Source organism: Anaerocolumna xylanovorans DSM 12503, assembly GCF_900143645.1.
Classification (GTDB): domain Bacteria; phylum Bacillota; class Clostridia; order Lachnospirales; family Lachnospiraceae; genus Anaerocolumna; species Anaerocolumna xylanovorans.
Window position 1 is genome coordinate 199,189 of the sequence record NZ_FRFD01000004.1, and the last position, 17,726, is coordinate 216,914.

14 protein-coding genes are annotated in these 17,726 nt (G+C 31.0%); all 14 read right to left on the bottom strand.

Annotated features, from left to right (window positions below; all coding sequences use genetic code 11):
* Positions 1 to 13 precede the first annotated feature (13 nt).
* A complete protein-coding gene (locus BUF11_RS07060) occupies positions 14 to 1,084 on the bottom strand; it encodes a mannose-1-phosphate guanylyltransferase (protein WP_073588137.1) in 1,071 nt (356 codons plus the stop codon).
* A gap of 14 nt (positions 1,085 to 1,098) precedes the next feature.
* On the bottom strand, positions 1,099 to 1,677 hold the full coding sequence (locus BUF11_RS07065) for a hypothetical protein (protein ID WP_073588138.1): 579 nt from the start codon (positions 1,675 to 1,677) through the stop codon (positions 1,099 to 1,101).
* A 1-nt stretch (position 1,678) separates the two neighbouring features.
* Positions 1,679 to 3,343: a glycosyltransferase gene (locus BUF11_RS07070; RefSeq protein ID WP_073588139.1), complete on the bottom strand. Its 1,665-nt coding sequence runs from the start codon at positions 3,341 to 3,343 to the stop codon at positions 1,679 to 1,681.
* Between the two features lie 46 nt (positions 3,344 to 3,389).
* Positions 3,390 to 5,654 carry a glycosyltransferase family protein gene (locus BUF11_RS07075; RefSeq protein ID WP_073588140.1) on the bottom strand — a complete coding sequence of 755 codons (2,265 nt, stop codon included), beginning with the start codon at positions 5,652 to 5,654 and terminating at the stop codon, positions 3,390 to 3,392.
* 31 nt (positions 5,655 to 5,685) lie between these two features.
* Complete coding sequence (locus tag BUF11_RS07080) at positions 5,686 to 6,435, bottom strand: ABC transporter ATP-binding protein (protein WP_073588141.1); 750 nt, start codon at positions 6,433 to 6,435, stop codon at positions 5,686 to 5,688.
* An 11-nt stretch (positions 6,436 to 6,446) separates the two neighbouring features.
* A complete protein-coding gene (locus BUF11_RS07085; protein WP_073588142.1) occupies positions 6,447 to 7,232 on the bottom strand; it encodes an ABC transporter permease in 786 nt (261 codons plus the stop codon).
* 3 nt (positions 7,233 to 7,235) lie between these two features.
* The gene (locus tag BUF11_RS07090) at positions 7,236 to 8,348 is read right to left on the bottom strand and encodes a DegT/DnrJ/EryC1/StrS family aminotransferase (protein ID WP_073588143.1); all 1,113 of its coding nucleotides are present in this window, start codon (positions 8,346 to 8,348) and stop codon (positions 7,236 to 7,238) included.
* 4 nt (positions 8,349 to 8,352) lie between these two features.
* Positions 8,353 to 9,714 (bottom strand): dihydrolipoyl dehydrogenase family protein, encoded by a 1,362-nt coding sequence (locus BUF11_RS07095; RefSeq protein WP_073588144.1) that lies wholly within the window; start codon positions 9,712 to 9,714, stop codon positions 8,353 to 8,355.
* Between the two features lie 3 nt (positions 9,715 to 9,717).
* The gene (locus tag BUF11_RS07100; RefSeq protein ID WP_073588145.1) at positions 9,718 to 10,728 is read right to left on the bottom strand and encodes a lipoate--protein ligase; all 1,011 of its coding nucleotides are present in this window, start codon (positions 10,726 to 10,728) and stop codon (positions 9,718 to 9,720) included.
* A 12-nt stretch (positions 10,729 to 10,740) separates the two neighbouring features.
* Positions 10,741 to 11,790: a NeuD/PglB/VioB family sugar acetyltransferase gene (locus tag BUF11_RS23760; protein ID WP_084558535.1), complete on the bottom strand. Its 1,050-nt coding sequence runs from the start codon at positions 11,788 to 11,790 to the stop codon at positions 10,741 to 10,743.
* Positions 11,783 to 13,726 carry a dehydrogenase E1 component subunit alpha/beta gene (locus tag BUF11_RS07115; RefSeq protein ID WP_073588146.1) on the bottom strand — a complete coding sequence of 648 codons (1,944 nt, stop codon included), beginning with the start codon at positions 13,724 to 13,726 and terminating at the stop codon, positions 11,783 to 11,785. Before BUF11_RS07115 ends, BUF11_RS23760 begins: the two co-directional genes overlap by 8 nt.
* Before the next feature lie 84 nt (positions 13,727 to 13,810).
* Positions 13,811 to 14,962 (bottom strand): glycosyltransferase family 4 protein, encoded by a 1,152-nt coding sequence (locus BUF11_RS07120; RefSeq protein WP_073588147.1) that lies wholly within the window; start codon positions 14,960 to 14,962, stop codon positions 13,811 to 13,813.
* Positions 14,946 to 16,121, bottom strand: a complete 1,176-nt coding sequence (locus BUF11_RS07125) for a glycosyltransferase family 4 protein (protein WP_073588148.1) — start codon at positions 16,119 to 16,121, stop codon at positions 14,946 to 14,948. The genes BUF11_RS07120 and BUF11_RS07125 overlap by 17 nt, the downstream gene beginning before the upstream one ends.
* A 19-nt stretch (positions 16,122 to 16,140) precedes the next feature.
* Positions 16,141 to 17,259: a glycosyltransferase gene (locus tag BUF11_RS07130; RefSeq protein ID WP_073588149.1), complete on the bottom strand. Its 1,119-nt coding sequence runs from the start codon at positions 17,257 to 17,259 to the stop codon at positions 16,141 to 16,143.
* Positions 17,260 to 17,726 lie beyond the last annotated feature (467 nt).

Sequence of the window (17,726 nt, forward strand, 5' to 3'; positions counted from 1 at the left end):
AAATAGTCGCTAATTATATATATTCATTCCGATTACATATTTTTAAGTTATCTAAAATCTTCTTTATATCATTTGCTGATCTTTTATCGCATATTAAAGTAGCGTCTTCAGAATCAACAATAATCAAATCTTCTATTCCGACAGTTGCTATTAATTTGTTTGCACCTTCTATAATACAATTCTTACTATTAATTGTAATAATATTTCCAGCAACTATATTTCCAAACTCATTGGTTTTTCTGATGCGTTCTACTGCTAACCATGATCCCACATCATCCCAGCCAAATGCTCCGGGTACTGTATATATACCCTTACTTTTTTCCATAATACCATAATCTATAGAGATGGATTGAAAGTTGTAAAATTCTTTTTCTAAAGTAAATTCTTCCTCTGTTGTTCCTATCGAACTTTTAATTTTTTCAAGTCCTTTATAAATGTCAGGAAGTATTGATTTAAACTTTTCCATAATGCTGGAAACCTTCCATATAAACATTCCACTGTTCCATAAATATTCTTCTGTCGTCAAATATTCTTTTGCAACTTCTAAATTCGGCTTTTCTACAAAACAATCTACTTCAAATGCTCGTTTATTACATCTTTCAGAATTGAATTTAATATAACCATACCCGGTTTCTGGATAGTCCGGTGTTATTCCTATTGTAACTAAATTTTCTCCCATTTCAGCAACTTCACATGCATCTTTTAATGTATTTACAAACATACTGTTATACTTGATTAAATGATCTGACGGTAGCACCATCATTATCGCATCTTCGTATTTCCTTAATATATGTATTGCACCAAGCCCTATACATGGCGCAGTATTTCTGCCAATTGGTTCACATAAAACATTTTCTCTTGGAATCAAAGGCAATTGCTCTATTACCAAATCATAGTAATCACGATTTGTTGCAATGTAAATATCTTCCATATTTACCAATGGTAATATGCGTTCAATTGTCAGCTGAATCATGGTTTTACCATCACCAGTTAGTGACAAGAATTGCTTAGGTAAATTTTTACGGCTTTTAGGCCAGAAACGTTCACCACGACCTCCAGCCATAATTAATGCAGTTATTTTCATTTTCCCCTCCTGTACTATAAAATTTCTTTTTTATTGATGTAAATTGCTGCTCCTATTGCTAAACAGCCTACTATTACATTAACTGAAAATATATAAGGGCTATCTGATACTTCATTCTTTAATACAGCTAATATACTTTTTAATATGTTATATTTGAAATCTATTTGTGAGGAACTCATCTTAATTTGATCATTTGCTGAAAACCAATATGAATTTTTTTCATCAACAAGGTCGAATTTTATAATACCTTTTTTAATACTCCTGTCTACAATCAACTTATAATTTACAAGAGCGGTATTATCACTTATATTAATTGGTATACGCTCATTTTCGAATTTTATAACATTATTTGAATCATCATATATATGGTAGGATAACAAAACATTTTCACTATAGTATTTCAAATTATTAAATATAACCTTTAACTGTATATTATGTGTTCTACCACCTTTATACTCTGATTTTTCCAATACTATTTCTACATCGTTTTGATTGTTTTCTTCGGACAAAACATTTCGACTATATAATCCAAATGCTATAATAAGAACTATATAGCCCCAAGCAATCATTTTTATTAATACTGTTTTCTTCATTTTATGCTCCCGCCTTACTGCGTTCAATAAAATATTCAAATGCTTTTACATATTCTTCTCCTACATCTGTCCAAGTACGTTTATTTAAATCATCAAATAAAATCTTTTCATTTTCATATAACTCATCCAAATGAAATAAACCATATTCTATCTTAGCCGCCATATCCAGATAATTATAAGGATCAAAAAAGTATTTTTCTAGTTCATACCCTTCTACTACTTCCATAACTTGTGGTATTTTACTCATAACGGATGGTGTGCCTACTGACATGCCTTCTCCAAATGTAAATGGAAATCCTCCTTCATACAAAGTTGGGTTTACCACTAATTTGGCACAACTGTACAATGCTCCAAGCTGTTGACTTGTAACGCTATGAAAACATAATATATCATATTGTAGGCGATTTTCATATATGTATTCTTTAATTTCCGGAAAAATATTTATATTGCAGGTCAAGAATAATTTTATAGTTATAAATTTTTTACGTAATAAATATTCATAAGCTTTGATGAGATTAAAAATATTTTTATTTCCGCGTATTTGTGATGCATAAAAAATATACTCGACATCCTGAAAAGCGAACATCTTTCTTCCTGAAGATATATAGTCCTTTTCGTTTATGATATTATTTGCTATAGTTTGTAATATCATTCTGGAAAACTGATTTTGTATGTTTTTAGCATCAATTAAAATTTTATTACCACCAGATATCTCTAACGATTCTCTCATATCATTAATTGCATGTGGTATTGCTATTACATTGTCTTCATTCTTTCCAAATTGATTAACTACTAATGTATTTTTTAGATATTCACAATATGTAATAAAAAATTGTCCTCCCTGTATTGTTTTTCTTACCTCGTCTGTTCCATTTTTTACCCCTTTAAGATAAGAAAAATTTGTTGCATATTCAGCAGTTACTAAATCTGGTGCACAAACAACTCTATTACCTTGTATCTTATTAAATTCCGGCCAAAAAGCCATAGGACTATACCAAATATCTGCTGGCTCCTTCATATTTTTAATCTTTCTGATAATATCATTTGCCACATCTTCTCTTATTTTATATAATATTTTATTCTCTGTCAAATATCTTTGCTCTAAATGGCTATATAATGAACGAAAGATAAAGTTTCTATTTTTTATATAAGAAAATACCTTTTTTATCCCTATCGCTTTTACTTCAAAATGAAACAGCTTGTTTATTGCCTTTATTAATAAAGTAAATATACTTAAAAGAAGCAAGAATGGTAAAAAGATAACTCCAATTAAAATAGTTAGAAATATTAAACACATAAGAACGAAATCATTTTTCATTAATAATATAAAATCAAATATTTTATCAACTTTTTTTATAGCGACTATCTTAAAAATAGATTTCTTTACTTTTCTTTTTTTTCCTTTTCTCTCTAAATATTTTAAGTATCGTTTTATCATAATTGGCTCTGCTTCTGAGACCAATAGCTCTACTCTACTTTGATCAATATTTTCTTCCTCGAATAACTCTTCTATAGCATTTACAACCCATTTGGGACAAGCAATAACCACCTGATGCTTATTATTTACAAAAGATTTAACTATGTATGATAAATACCTTCCTAGCCCCTCTTGTTTTAGAGAAAAATTTTTCATCGGATGATATGCTATATATATACCAATTTTCATTTTTCTTCCTTTCTTTTTATATTTTTCATATTATTCTGAATTATCATCAAATAGGTAGGTAACTACGCATTACTTGATATATATCTGTACATAGCTGATCATTTGTTATAATATGCTTTTCCAGTTCTTCCCTTGATGGTATGTCCCACTTTCTTTTGCTTTCTTCCTGTTTTTTAATTAAGTCTGCTAAACCATCTACATCGTTATTTTCAAAAAACTGCATATTCATTTTTGTTTTCTCATCCATATTTCTCATAGCTGGATAATCACAAGATAAAGTAGGTACTCCTAACATAGCCGCATCAAATGCAGTTCCGTTTCCATTATCAGCGCAACCAGGGTGTAAAAAGAACTTTGCATTTTTTAACGTTTTAAGATATGTACTTTTGGGCATATTTCCCAATATTTCCATATTTTCTTTTAAAGATTTATTGGTTTTTATAACATCACGTATTTCATTAACATAGGAACTTCCAGCTGCAGCTTTACTTGACTTAAACATTTCTGTATCTGCACCTGTTATTATACATTTCAACTTACCTCCGCTTTCATAATATTTTATCAATGCATTTAAAGCAAATATATGATTTTTATGAACGCTTGGATTTGTTGACCAGATAAAATACTCACCAATATCACTTAACCATTCTTTATCTTTTTCAACATCACCTATTGATCCAAAAAAAAGAGGTATAAGGTTCGTTCGACATTTCTCAATTCCTGCATACTGTATACTTTCTGTTTTTACTACATTTGTTGTTGTAAAATTAGATATAGACATTCTTGCAACATCTAAGAAACTTTTATCTACTATACCATTCATTATACGAGGTACGTAACGCTGGATATAATCATGTAAAATCAACGCATAAGGAACAGTACTGTATAATTCCCCATGTATTCGATCAGCAGTAAAAAGAAGGCAGTCACAATCCTCAAAATAAGTAATACCATCATTCATATTCACATACTTCTCATTTAAGCCTTCAAAATTATACCCTTGTATTGACAAAGCTTCTTCTATTCTTTCTTTTCCAAACTCTTCCCATTTGTAAGAACGTATGGGTATGAACTTATCTCTTAATTCCTTAAAATATTCTTTTTTTTCATAATTTACATGCTTCACATGCCCAAATACTATCTCCAAATTATTACCTGAGATTTCAGCCCCTCTTTTTATTGCAAGTATTAAACGAATAGTATAATCTAATACCCCTCCAGTATATTCACCTGGCATTATTACAGCTAATTTTTTAACTTTGCTGTTATTAACATTTGTCTTTAACGGTTTTTTGATAACTGACAGGACTGTACTCCAACTATAAATATTCTTTTTATATATACTCTCAACTAACTCATCTTGTTCTCTACATATTATTTTTATAATTTTTTTATCCCGATTGATAATTTTCTTGCACAATCTTCTTGCTTTTTCTATAGTATTACATCTACCTAAAAACTTCTCTGTATTAAATATATCAAGATAACCTCCGCTCATAAACACGACTGGTATACCAATCTGAAAAGCTTCAAATAAATAAAAAGGTATTTCTTTCTCATCGCCTGACATATAAAAAAGCACCTTATAGTCTTTTAAATAGTCCTCATAATTTTCTACAGATATAACCTTTTTATTATTATTAATTGGTATTAACTGTTTTCCTATTATATCATACGAAAAATCCTTAAATTCTTTTTCAAATTTTTTATAATTTTCACCAGCTAAATAATCAGATTTTATCTCTGGACAAATAAAAATAATATCTTTATTTTTACTTTCAACTTTTATTGAATCATTTATTTTGGGTAAAATAAATGGTAATTCCAACATACATTCCGAGCTTATTATATCGTTACAATCTAAAATCTTTCCGGATAATAAAGAAACATAAAATCTATCTTTCAATTTTTCAATATTTTTTAATGCCCAAAATCCAAGATTATCTTTCACCCATTTAGTGATGTTCATTTTCGATGAATACCTTAATGGGCGTAAAATAATCTTTTTTGTATAAAATAAAATTAAACATTGCATCAAATATTCATTACAATCCAAAAGAAAAACATCAAAATATTCATCAATTAACTCTATAATCTTCCTTTCTAATATTCCAGAAAAGAAATCGATATTATTGAGCTCTTCTAAAACATTTTCCGGCAAAGCGAGTCTCTTATCATAATTATAAGTAACAATAGAATTCGCGCTAATAATTGGCTTTTTAGGTATAAAAACAGAATGCCCTTGCTTTATCAACGCCGGTACTTCGTTTTCTACAAGCCATCTATTATTAAATGCAAAAAAAATCCTCATGCTATTCCCTTTCTTGGTCTAATTCTTTAGGCTAATTACTCAATCGGCTTAAATATTCTTTTACCACCTCATCAGGCTTACCATCAGCTACAATTCTTCCCTTATCCAATAGTATTGTACGGTTACAAACTTCTTTAATTGTACTCATATCATGTAAAACCAGGACTAGAATCTTAGCCTGATCCATAACACTAAGCATTCTCTTTTTTGCTTTTGCCTGAAAATTAATGTCTCCTGCACTGAGTACTTCATCAACTAATAAAATGTCCCCAGTAACTGAAGTTGAGATAGCAAAAGCCAAACGTACTAACATTCCTGAAGAGTAAGAACGAATCGGATAATCAATAAATTGACCTAATTCAGCAAAATCAATTATCTCCTCCTCTTTAGCAGCAACCTCTTTGGGGGTTCCTCCCAGCATAAGTCCTCTATTTATAATATTTTCTCTTCCCGTAGATTCCATATCAAATCCAAGGGTTAATTCAAACATAGAACGTATTTTACCTTTTGATTCTATAATACCAGTTCTTATAGGATAAAGTCCGGCTAAAGCCTTTAAAAGAGTACTTTTTCCTGCACCATTGAATCCTATGACCCCCAGACGTTCTCCTTCGTGTATTTCCAGATTAAAGTCTTTTAAAGCATGAACATCATCTAAACGTTCTTTGGTTTTTTGTAGTTTTAATCGCGAAAATACTTCCTGCTTTAAAGTCATTGCATTATACAAATCAGAAGGATAATATAAATTCGCATCTTTCATTTTAATATAACATTCTTCCATTATTCCCCTCATTATAAGTAAAATATTATTTTCTTCTCATTCCTTTTATTGATTCTGTAAGCTAATAAACCCAAAACAGCAATAGTCCCAATGGTAAAAAGATAATTAGTTATACTTGGCATTTCCCCATATATAAAAGGTTTTCTTATTAAATCCAAAATATGTGTCAATGGATTTAGTTGGAACATCTTTTTTAAAAAAGGACGCGACATAAACATCTCTTCTTTAAAGAACACAGGAGAAAGATACCAAATGGCCTGCATAAGTAGCGCCATTATTTGAGGATAATCCCTATACTTGGTATTAAGATATCCTGCTAATGTTGTCAAGGCCCAAGCTAAAAAGAATAGCAGTATAACCGTTAAAGGCAAGGTCATTAAAGCAAATACTAAATTTATTGGTGCATAAACTAAAACCCAAATTATTAAGGCAATAATTTCTATCATAAATGTAATCGTATTTAAAACTGTATACCTTAAAGAATAAATGGTAATCGGATGATTAAATTGCCGAATATATTGTTCACTGCATAAAAGGCAACTTCCTCCAGCCACTGTACTTGCCATCACTATATCCCACACTACCATACCAGATAGAATGTAAAGCATATACTCACCTAATGGCTGATTGAATACTGTACTAAATACGAATGCCATAATAATAGTGAGAAAAAAAGGCTGCAAAACGGCCCATAGTAATCCAAGCTTCGACCTCCGGAATCTAGATTTCAAATCACACTTTGCCAAATGTGACCAAAAATATCTCGTTTCATATACTTTTATTAAGTATTGCTTCATGCATTATTTCTCCTCGCATATTATCTCTAAAAGACAATTGCATATATATTCTACATCTTCTTCTTTTAATGAGGCGTGTGAAGGTAAACTTATTCCTCGTTTCGCTATGTATTCGGCATTTGGAGCTACTACGCTTTCGTCATAATAAGGAGGCATGATGTGCATAGGATAAAATACCGGCCGCATCTCAATATCATGTGCTTCCATCCTGCTCATCACTTCATCACGTTCTAATTTAACTTTATCTTGAAGTATTACATTGCTCATCCAATATACGGACTCACAGTCTTCTGGTACCATTTGCATTAATACATAATCTTTTTTATTGCCAAGATATTTAGTATAAAGAGAAGCCACTCTTTTTCTTTCCTTTAAATGCCATTCTATATTTTCAAGTTGCGCCAGCCCCACAGCAGCCTGCATATTAGTCATCCTATAATTGTATCCTACATCAATATGCCAATATTTCTTATCAGGCGATACAGCTTGTCCTCTTAATAACTTTAGTCTTTTATATAAATTCGAATCATTTGTCGTAACCATTCCACCTTCACCACATGTTATAACTTTGTTTCCAAAAAAACTAAAAGATGCGGCATTACCAAAACTTCCGACTGTCTGATTTTTATATTTAGCAGCATGTGCTTCTGCTGCATCCTCAATAATTAATAAATTATATTTGTCAGCAATTCTTACAATTTCATCCATTTGCGCTGGTAAACCGTACAGATGTACAGGCATAATAGCTTTGGTATGTTTTGTAATTTTTTCTTCAACTTTTGTCACATCTATATTAAATGAATTTTTGTCACTATCTACAAAGATAGGAACTGCCCCACAATAACGAACAGCATTTGCAGTAGCTATATACGTTAAATCAGGCATTATTACTTCATCGCCTTCACCAATACCTAAAGCGACCAGAATAAGATGAAGTGAAACTGTACCATTGGAGCAAGCTACAGCGTATTTACAACCACAAAGCTCAGCAAATTTATTCTCAAACTCTTCTACAAATCGCCCATTTGCCGAAATCCATCCGCTGTCAATACATTCATTTAAATACTTTTTTTCATTTCCATTAAAGACAGGAAATGCTATTGATATTCTTCCCATTTCTTTAATCCTCCGTAAGTTCAATCGCCTGACTAATTATTTCTCCGATTGTAGGATGGGGGTAAATTAGATCCCTCATCTTTTCTATAGTCATGTTGTTATAAATCATGGTTTCCAGGGCCAATATAATCTCAGATGAGTAATTTCCCATCATATGCGCTCCTAACAAACGATTGCTATTTGCTTCATATAGTATCTTAAAAACAGCATTATCTTTTCCATTTTCCACCATATAGCGTCCGCTATACGACATAGGTATTACTATTTTTTTATAGGTTATGTTTTTAGCATTACAGGACTCCTCGGTTTCACCTATCCATGAAACTTCTGGATGTGTATATAAAATAGTAGGCATTTTATCATATTTCAATTCTTTAAGTTGATTTAAAATATGTCCAGATAAAACATCTGCCTCCAGATAAGCCGCATGGGCTAACATCCATGTTCCGATTACATCCCCGCAGGCATATACCCCTTCTACTGATGTTTCACAATACTGATTAACTAATATTCCCCTATCACTATAGGCAACTCCTATTTTATCAAGTTCTTCTCTTTCAATTACCGGTTTCCTGCCTATTGTCTCCAGCACTAATTCAGGATGAAATATTAGCTCTCCATTATTACAGCTGACCTCATTATTTGTGATAGTATCAACCTTAGTATTTATATAGATTTTAACACCTTTTCTCTGCAGTACTTTACCAAGTACACTTGCGACCTCACAATCCATAGAAACACCTATTGTGTCTCTTTGTTCAATTAATGTAACTTCCGTTTCAAACGTATTTAAAAAACTTGCCATTTCCAGACCAACAATACCAGCACCAATAATAACAATATTCTTAGGTAACTGCTCCATATTTAACATATATTCACTATCTACTATATATCCTTCATTTTCATGTTTAAAAAAACTTATTGGCTTAGATCCCATTGCAAGTATTAATTTTCCACTACAAATATATGTGTTATTACCAACTAAAACTTCAAACATATTGTCACAGTTTTTACCTAGTATTTTGCCTACTCCATGAATAATATCTACCTTTAAATATGTTAGCTTACTTTCAAGTCCTTTTTTTAAATCAGTCACTATTCTATTTTTATAATCTAACAGCCCTTGAATGCTAAAGTTATTTGATTCACTTATAAAAATACCTTTTCGCTTACACATGTCATAATCTTCATACGCTTTAGCTATATGAAGAAAAGACTTTAATGGTATACATCCTTTGTTAAGGCATGTTCCACCTACTGAATCTTTTTCTACTAGTGCTACCTTTTGCCCTGCCTTAGCTAAATTTTCTGCAGCCTTATATCCACCTGGTCCAGCTCCTAGTATAATAACATCATATTTGGTCATGACTTACTCCCTTATCTTATTGATAATTAAATAAATAATATCATTAACTATCTTTTTTTGCTCCGGTATAAAATCTTCTTTACTCCACTCTAATAAATTTTGCAGCTCATCTTTATCCAAGTTGATACCTTCTATCTTTAAAGATAACTGCTCTATAGTATTAGCATCTAGAGCGTCTGATTCAATTACACATTTAACAACTTTAGTTTCTTCAAACTGCAGTTTAACAGAAACCAGGCCCCATTCAAATTTCGAGCTAACTTCCTCAAAATTTTCAAGATTTTCTCCATAAATCCAGTCATGTGAGGAATACAATTGTATTAAATCAGAAAATAATTTTTCATCAATATCACAATTTGTTTTTAATTCTATACTTTCTTTGTAATACTCTTCCAAAAATATTGTCTTTATTGCCTTTTTTACACTTTCAATTGTAACGGTATCATCTTCTGTTTTCAAATTTATTACTCTTGAATTAACTGAGTCAATACCCTTTGATATTAGCTTTGCTTTATCAGGTGTTAAACACTTCATCATTCTTTCTAGATTAACATCTATCAATAATGTTCCGTGATGTAATCCTACCTTTTCTTTAACACTAAAAGCACTTCCTGAAAACTTTTTGCCATTACAGCATATATCATTTCTACCTGATATTTCTGCTTTTATGTCTAACAAGTCCATGGCATCAACAATAATCTGCGGTGTTTTTTTTTCTTCGTACACATGCTTTGGTAAAATAAATGTAAAATTAAGATTCCCCAAGTCATGGTATACAGCACCACCACCGGTAATACGTCTAGCTAAATCAATTTTTTCACTATGCATTGTTTCAAAATTCAATTCTTTCCACGGATTCTGATTTCTTCCAATTATTACAGCATTTCTATTCTGCCATAAAAATAAGATATAAACATCTCCGGTCCTATCAGCAAACTCCATTAAGCATTCTTCATATGCCAAATTTTCCCATGGCATCTCAAAGCTTTTTTCTATCACTATTACCTGCTGCATTGTTTTTTCTCCTTACATAATAATAGAATTATCAGGTACATCGCTAAAAATGTTTTTACCATTTGAAATTATAACGTTCTTTCCTATTTTCACACCAATATAAATCGTCACTCCCATACCAATTAAAGAATTTTCTCCAATTTGAACATTTCCAGCCAAAATTGCACCTGGCGATATCTTAGCATGATCTTCTATAATGCAATCGTGGGATACTATTGCTCCCGTATTTATTATACAATCATTTCCTATTTTAACATCACTTCCGACTATTGCTCCGGCTAGTAAAAGGTTGCCTTCTCCAAGTTCTGCTGAACTTTCAATAAATGCATTCGGATGAATGATATTAGGCATAAAAAATCCCTTACTTTTTATGATGTTGTACATATTTTCCCTCAGAAAAAATAATTTTCCGGTATTATCATTAGCAATGCCTCCAATAGCATTTACGGCAAGCATATACCCTTTATCCTTCAATTCATCTAGGATATCATCATTTCCTAATACAGGAACACCCATTACTTCATTTCCTGTTTTTAATTTTATATCTGTAATCCCTGCAATATTGTAATTTTTAGATTCTCTCAATATGTCGATACACATTTTGGCTACTCCGCCGCCTGATACAATTATAACGTCATTTGCAATATTACGTTTGCTAACTTTTTTCTCACCTAATAATACCAAAATGTCTTTTTCCCTAATCATCTTTGAAGAATCTAGTTTACTTAAATCTATACCATTTTTTTCAGCAAGTTCTAGTGCTTTTTTCGTAATATTGAGCTGTGCTACAGTACTACTAGTTTTTTCCTCATTTAATTCTTCTTTTTCCGCTGATATATAAGCAATTACTTTTCCTACTTCAACATCATCGCCTTCGACATATTTCAAATAAATATATCCATCTTTTTCCGCCTCTAAATCCTGCGTTTCTTTTGTTGTTTCAATAATTGCTATTATTTGGCCTGCTTTTACCATATCACCATTTTTTACATTCCACAGCCCTATTGTTACAAAATTATCATTTGTTCCTAGACGAGGCATTAATATTTCAAATTTACTCATAATATACACTCCTTATCTGTTCGTATAATTTTTCTACTGTCGGTAATACCTCTTTCTCCATCAGGCCATTTGCCGGTATTACCGAATCTTCTGAAGCTACTCTAATAAAAGTTCTATTTTTTAATTTTTCACTTAATACAGAAACTACTTCTGCTCCCCATCCAAGGCGTTTTGTACCCTCTTCTAAGGTAACAATATGCTTAGTATCTCCTGTAAACTTTATTAAATCTTCAACTTCCAGTGGAGCTATTGAAGTATTCACCAATACATTTACTACCATTTCTTCCTCAACCATAAGCTTTTCTGCTACACCCAACGCTAATGAGGTCATTGCACCATATGTTATTATAACTGCATCAGCAATAGCTTCATTATCTAATGTCAAAGATATTACTGGATATAATTTTTTGCTTTCTTCAACGTAGAAATTACCTACCTTATCATTTTGTACTACATACTGCTTTTCACTGTACATTTTTTTATTTTCAACCAATAATATTGGTGAAGTAATGTTTTGAAAAATACGTTGGATTAACAATGTTACATTATGTAAAGGCGATAAAGCAATTGTCGTAAGATTAGGTATACCTATATAATATTTTTCCAATGACTGGCTATGGGTTGCTCCATAACTTCTTCCTCCACCCATTGGTACTCGAATTAATAAAGGTACATTAATTTGATTAGCATACATCCAATTATATTTTGTAGCATGATTCAATATTTGATCAAATCCAAGAGAAATAAAATCACCAAACATAATTTCAATAATAGGTTTCATTTTATTCATTGCTAGGCCAACACCCATTCCAATAAAACCAGCCTCACTAATGGGTGTTCCTATTATACGATTGGAATATTTTTCGCTAAGGCCTTTTGTAACTTTAAATGCACCTCCATATGGATCTTTTATATCCTCACCCAATATTATTATATTATCATCTTCTCTCATTGCTTTATCTAACCCAATGTTTAATTGTACTACACACTTTTCTGATTTATTATTTAAGATGCTTTCTTGGCAAAAAGTGTTTATATCTTTTTCAATATAGCTCATTCCACCATTGTAAGTTTCGAAATTATCACAACGTCTCACTGCCTCTTCAATTTCCTTACATACTTGTTTTTCAATACTATTAACTATTTCCTCACTAATTCTTTGTTTCAAGATGAGAATCGGATCTTTTTGCTGGTGAATTTCTAGTTCTCTCTTGCTTCTAAAGTCATCTCCTTTGCTATGAGGTCCTAAACGATAAGTATGAATAACTTGGCAAAATGGTTTTTTCTCATTTCTAACATACTCACAAGCGTTCTCAAAGATTTTATTTAACTCCTCAACGTCATTAGACTCTACTTCATTTGTCTTAATACCAAAAGCTTCTGCTCGAGCAACTATTGAACCAGCTACTCCTTCTTCTGTTTTTGTTGTCATTGCATAAGCATTATCTTCGATAATATACAAAATAGGAATGCTATATAAAACTGCCATATTAAAGCTTTCATAGACTACACCTTGTCCTAAAGTTCCATCTCCAATAAATACAGCTGTAATACCTTCCTCATTTCTAATCTTTGTACTAAAAGCTATACCTGTAGCATTTGGTACGATACCACCTTGTACCCCATTTGAAAAAAAATGTTTATAACATAAATGCTGACTTCCTCCTCTTCCTAGGCAGACACCTTCTTTCTTACCCATTATTTCAGCTAATAAAATTTCTGCATTGTCTGAGTAAGCAATAAAGTGACCATGACATCTGTGATTACTAAATATATAATCTTCTTCACGTATATTATTCATAAGTGCAACAGCAGTTGCCTCTTGTCCTAAATATGTATGTGTAGTTCCTGTAAGCTTATTTTGTGAAAATAGTTCTAATAATGTTTCTTCGAATTTTCTTATTTTAAACATTTTAGCATAAAATTGTTCTTTCATCTTTTTACCTCATCAATTTTTCAAGACTTTATATAGTTACTAATTACATTTTCATAAGAATTCTATTATCCTTATTATCTAATACTATGCTTCCATCAATTTCTCATATACACTATACAGTATTCGAATTGAATTCTCCCATGTGAATTGCTTTACCCTCTCATTCCCTGCTAATATTAATTTTTGTCTAAAAATATTATCTGCTAACAGGTTGTGCATTGCGTTGCAAATTTCATCACTGCAATACGGGTTAACCAGTATTGCTGCATCGCCTGCAACCTCAGGTAATGATGATAAGTTTGATGATATAACTGGTGTGCCACATGCCATTGCTTCCAATATCGGCATGCCAAATCCCTCGTATATTGAAGGAAATAGAAATATATCTGCTCCATTTAATAACTTAGGGCTATCATCAGGTGCAACATACCCTATAAACTTTACTCTATCTTCTATATTTTCTTGTTGCACCTTCCGAAATATTTCTTCATACATCCACCCCTTTCTCCCTGCTAACACAAGATTTGGTGCATTAGGATTTATTGTTATTAATTTTGAATATGCACTAATCAGCCGAATTATATTTTTTCTTGGTTCTAATGTACCAAGATATAAAATGTAATTTCCGTTGATTTCATATTTTTGTTTTGCTGTTTCTATTTCTTTTCCAGAGTAATTTATATGGTAAATTGAATCATTTACACCATTTGGCATGACTACTATTTTTTCTTCAGGAACTTTAATGTACTTTATAATCTCACTTTTACTGAATTCAGATACTGTAATTATTTTATCAGCTCTTCTACATGATTTTCTAACCATTAAATTTAACCATACTCTTGTTTTCAAACGAACAGTCTCTGGAAGCGCTTTATAAGCCATATCATGAATAATTGTGACCTTTTTCCCTCTAACTCCTGGTGGAATAATAAAATTAAAAAATTGTGTGACATCAGCTTTTTTTCCAAAAAACCAGGAATAAGGTACAGGTATAAAAACACATAGAAGTTTATAAACAACATCATGAAACCATTTGCATTTTTTCATGACAACTCCTTTGGTTTCATATTTTTTCAGACCATTCAAAGTGTTTTCCTCAACCTTTAATGTAAAACAATTCAGCTGATATTTATGTTTTTGTTCCTTTATTAACTGAGTAATGATATTATCTGCACACCAAGCTATGCCCGTTTTTTCACCTTTTAGAAAAAGTTGTATGTCAAATGCTATTTTCATTACTCTTCACCTCATTAAGCAAATTTTGATAAATTTGAAGCAATACTCTAGTTGAATTTTCCCATGTAAATTTTTTCACACGATTAAATCCCTTTTCTATTAATTGATTAGCAAGTTCATCACTTTCCATAATATGTAGCATCGCTTCTTTAATTTCATCAACACTAAATGGATTTACCATTAGAGCAGCACCCTCAACCACTTCTGGTAATGAAGCCACATTTGAAGTAATAACAGGTGTACCACAGGCCATCGCTTCTAGTGGTGGTAATCCAAATCCCTCATAAATCGACGGAAATACAAAAGCTTTCGCCCCCCCCATCAATAACGGAACATTATTCTCATCAACGTAATCAGTAAAAATAATATCTGCGTTTATCCCTTCTGTTTCTATAATATTAAATATCTCATTATAAAGCCATCCTTTTTTACCTGCCAATACCAATTTAGGAATTTTAAATTTTTCTTTTTTTAAAAGACTATATGCTTTTACTAGCCTCTCAACATTCTTTCGTGGTTCAAGTGTTCCTAAGTACAAAAAATATTCATCTTCAATTCCATATTTTTTTTTCGCTTCATTAATTTCCTTAATAGTATAATTGTTATGGAATTTATTCTGGTCAACACCACAAGGCATTATAGATATCTTATCAGGCTCAACTTTTAAATATTTAATTATTTCGTTCTTACTAAATTCAGATATGGTAATTATTTTATCAGCTCTATTACAAGCTTTTTTTATATTTAAAGCCAAAAAAAATAAAGTTCTTTTTCGTACCGTTTCAGGAAATACTTTGAATGTCATATCATATATTACAGTTACTTTTTTACCCTTTACTCCAGGCGGAATATAATAGTTAAAGAATTGTGTGATTTCACTATCTTCTCCAAAAAAAAATGAATAAGGTATAGGTATAATATTCCATAAATATCGATAAATTATATCATTAAATCTATTACATGAATTTAACAAAAAGCCCTTTTCTTCAAACCGCATAATTTCATTTAACTGCTCTTTTTTATACCCGTTAGTAAAGTAATCCAATTTGAAATCACAGTTTTTAATTTTTGAAAGATTATCTAAAATGTGATAAATTGTCCATCCAACACCAGTTTTTTGCTTTTTTATTAATTCTTGTGAGTAAAATGAAATTTTCATATTATACCCTTCTTAAATCTTAATTGATATTTTTATATAAACTATATAATCTCCCTATCATTTTTTCATTCTGATATTCATCTATTACTCTTTTTCTTGCTCTTTCCCCCATTAAACAACGTTCTTCATTATTGTCTATCATCCATTGCATCGCTTTCGTTAGTTCTTCCTCATTATTTGGCCTGACAGTTAGTCCTGTAATTCCATCAAGACTTACATAAGGAACACCACTTGGTAACTTCGTATTAATTACAGGCTTGCCATATGACATAGCTTCTATCTGTACTAATCCAAAAGCTTCAGTTTTTTCTATTGATGGAAGTACAAATACATCACACTTGGCAAATTCTTTTGATAATTCATCATCTGAAATATTTCCTAGAAACGAAACAGATTCTTCTAAATTAAAACTGTAAACCATTTTTTTTAATTCATCTTCCATATTTCCGTTTCCAATAATTACAAGTTCTGCTCCTTCGACTTCTTTAAAAGCCTTTAGAAGGATTTTACATCCTTTATAATATACAAGTCTTCCTACAAATAAAAAGCGAACTTTATTATTAATTTTATTAAGCTCCCTGGATTTTATCCATTGATCTGCTTTATCAAGAATTGCATTATCCACCCCAAAAGGTATAACTTTACATTTGTTTTTATAAGGTAATAAGTAATCTGAACCTTCTATATGTCCTCTTGTTGCTACAATGATTATATCTGCACGCTTTAGAAATCTTTCCATCAAAGGCCGATAAATTACCATAAGCTTTTCTTGTCTCACAATATCGCTATGCCACCATACCACAACTTTACCCTTATAACCAGATAGAAGACAAGCTATATCTCCCAAAGGAAAAGGCATATGAAATTGTATTATATCCTGTTTTTTAGCTAAACTTCGAAAATACCAAAAAAAAGAAAAAGAAATGGGTACCGAAAAAAGTACACCCAGGCTTCCTGCACGATGCACCACTACACCATTTACTTTTTCAATGCTTGTTCTTCCCTTTTCCTTGCAAACGAGTACCTGCATATCTGTTATTTCATTCAGTCCTTCGGCAATTTGTCGAACTACCCGTTCAATTCCTCCTGTTGTTGGATAATAAAGTTTATTAATTTGTAATACCTTTAGCTTTTCCATGATTTTATCAACTCTCTTATTTAATCACAAAGGAATATTAATAAATTTTTCAAGTTATTCAATGAACTTTTAAAATGACCATATCATTTAATTTAGTAAAAAAGAACCTCAACAATAGAATGTCCCGCTTCTATTAGAAGGTTCTCTGACTATTTATTAATTTAAATAAAGCAAGCTTTTTAATTAATCTATCCTATTCTTATCAATATTTACTTTAATATATTATACCATCATGCCAAAATTATACAAGCTGTTTAATAATTTATAAAAATCTTTTATACGTTTAATTGCATAGTCCAATATAAGATAATCCTATATTAGCATATTTTCATAATTATTATACTATTAATTCAAAAGAAAGTAAACGTTAAATTTTGGAGATTCCACGATAACTATATAACAAATTATACCCAAAGCAAAAAACTGCCATAATGCTTATAAACAAAATATGGGCATACGAAAAAGAT

Bases quoted from the DNA above. Each gene is read 5' to 3' on its own strand.
- BUF11_RS07060 (WP_073588137.1), bottom strand. From the start codon at position 1,084: ATGAAAATAACTGCATTAATTATGGCTGGAGGTCGTGGTGAACGTTTC.
- BUF11_RS07065 (WP_073588138.1), bottom strand. From the start codon at position 1,677: ATGAAGAAAACAGTATTAATAAAAATGATTGCTTGGGGCTATATAGTT.
- BUF11_RS07070 (WP_073588139.1), bottom strand. From the start codon at position 3,343: ATGAAAATTGGTATATATATAGCATATCATCCGATGAAAAATTTTTCT.
- BUF11_RS07075 (WP_073588140.1), bottom strand. From the start codon at position 5,654: ATGAGGATTTTTTTTGCATTTAATAATAGATGGCTTGTAGAAAACGAA.
- BUF11_RS07080 (WP_073588141.1), bottom strand. From the start codon at position 6,435: ATGGAAGAATGTTATATTAAAATGAAAGATGCGAATTTATATTATCCT.
- BUF11_RS07085 (WP_073588142.1), bottom strand. From the start codon at position 7,232: ATGAAGCAATACTTAATAAAAGTATATGAAACGAGATATTTTTGGTCA.
- BUF11_RS07090 (WP_073588143.1), bottom strand. From the start codon at position 8,348: ATGGGAAGAATATCAATAGCATTTCCTGTCTTTAATGGAAATGAAAAA.
- BUF11_RS07095 (WP_073588144.1), bottom strand. From the start codon at position 9,714: ATGACCAAATATGATGTTATTATACTAGGAGCTGGACCAGGTGGATAT.
- BUF11_RS07100 (WP_073588145.1), bottom strand. From the start codon at position 10,728: ATGCAGCAGGTAATAGTGATAGAAAAAAGCTTTGAGATGCCATGGGAA.
- BUF11_RS23760 (WP_084558535.1), bottom strand. From the start codon at position 11,790: ATGAGTAAATTTGAAATATTAATGCCTCGTCTAGGAACAAATGATAAT.
- BUF11_RS07115 (WP_073588146.1), bottom strand. From the start codon at position 13,726: ATGAAAGAACAATTTTATGCTAAAATGTTTAAAATAAGAAAATTCGAA.
- BUF11_RS07120 (WP_073588147.1), bottom strand. From the start codon at position 14,962: ATGAAAATAGCATTTGACATACAACTTTTTCTAAAAGGTGAAAAAACG.
- BUF11_RS07125 (WP_073588148.1), bottom strand. From the start codon at position 16,121: ATGAAAATTTCATTTTACTCACAAGAATTAATAAAAAAGCAAAAAACT.
- BUF11_RS07130 (WP_073588149.1), bottom strand. From the start codon at position 17,259: ATGGAAAAGCTAAAGGTATTACAAATTAATAAACTTTATTATCCAACA.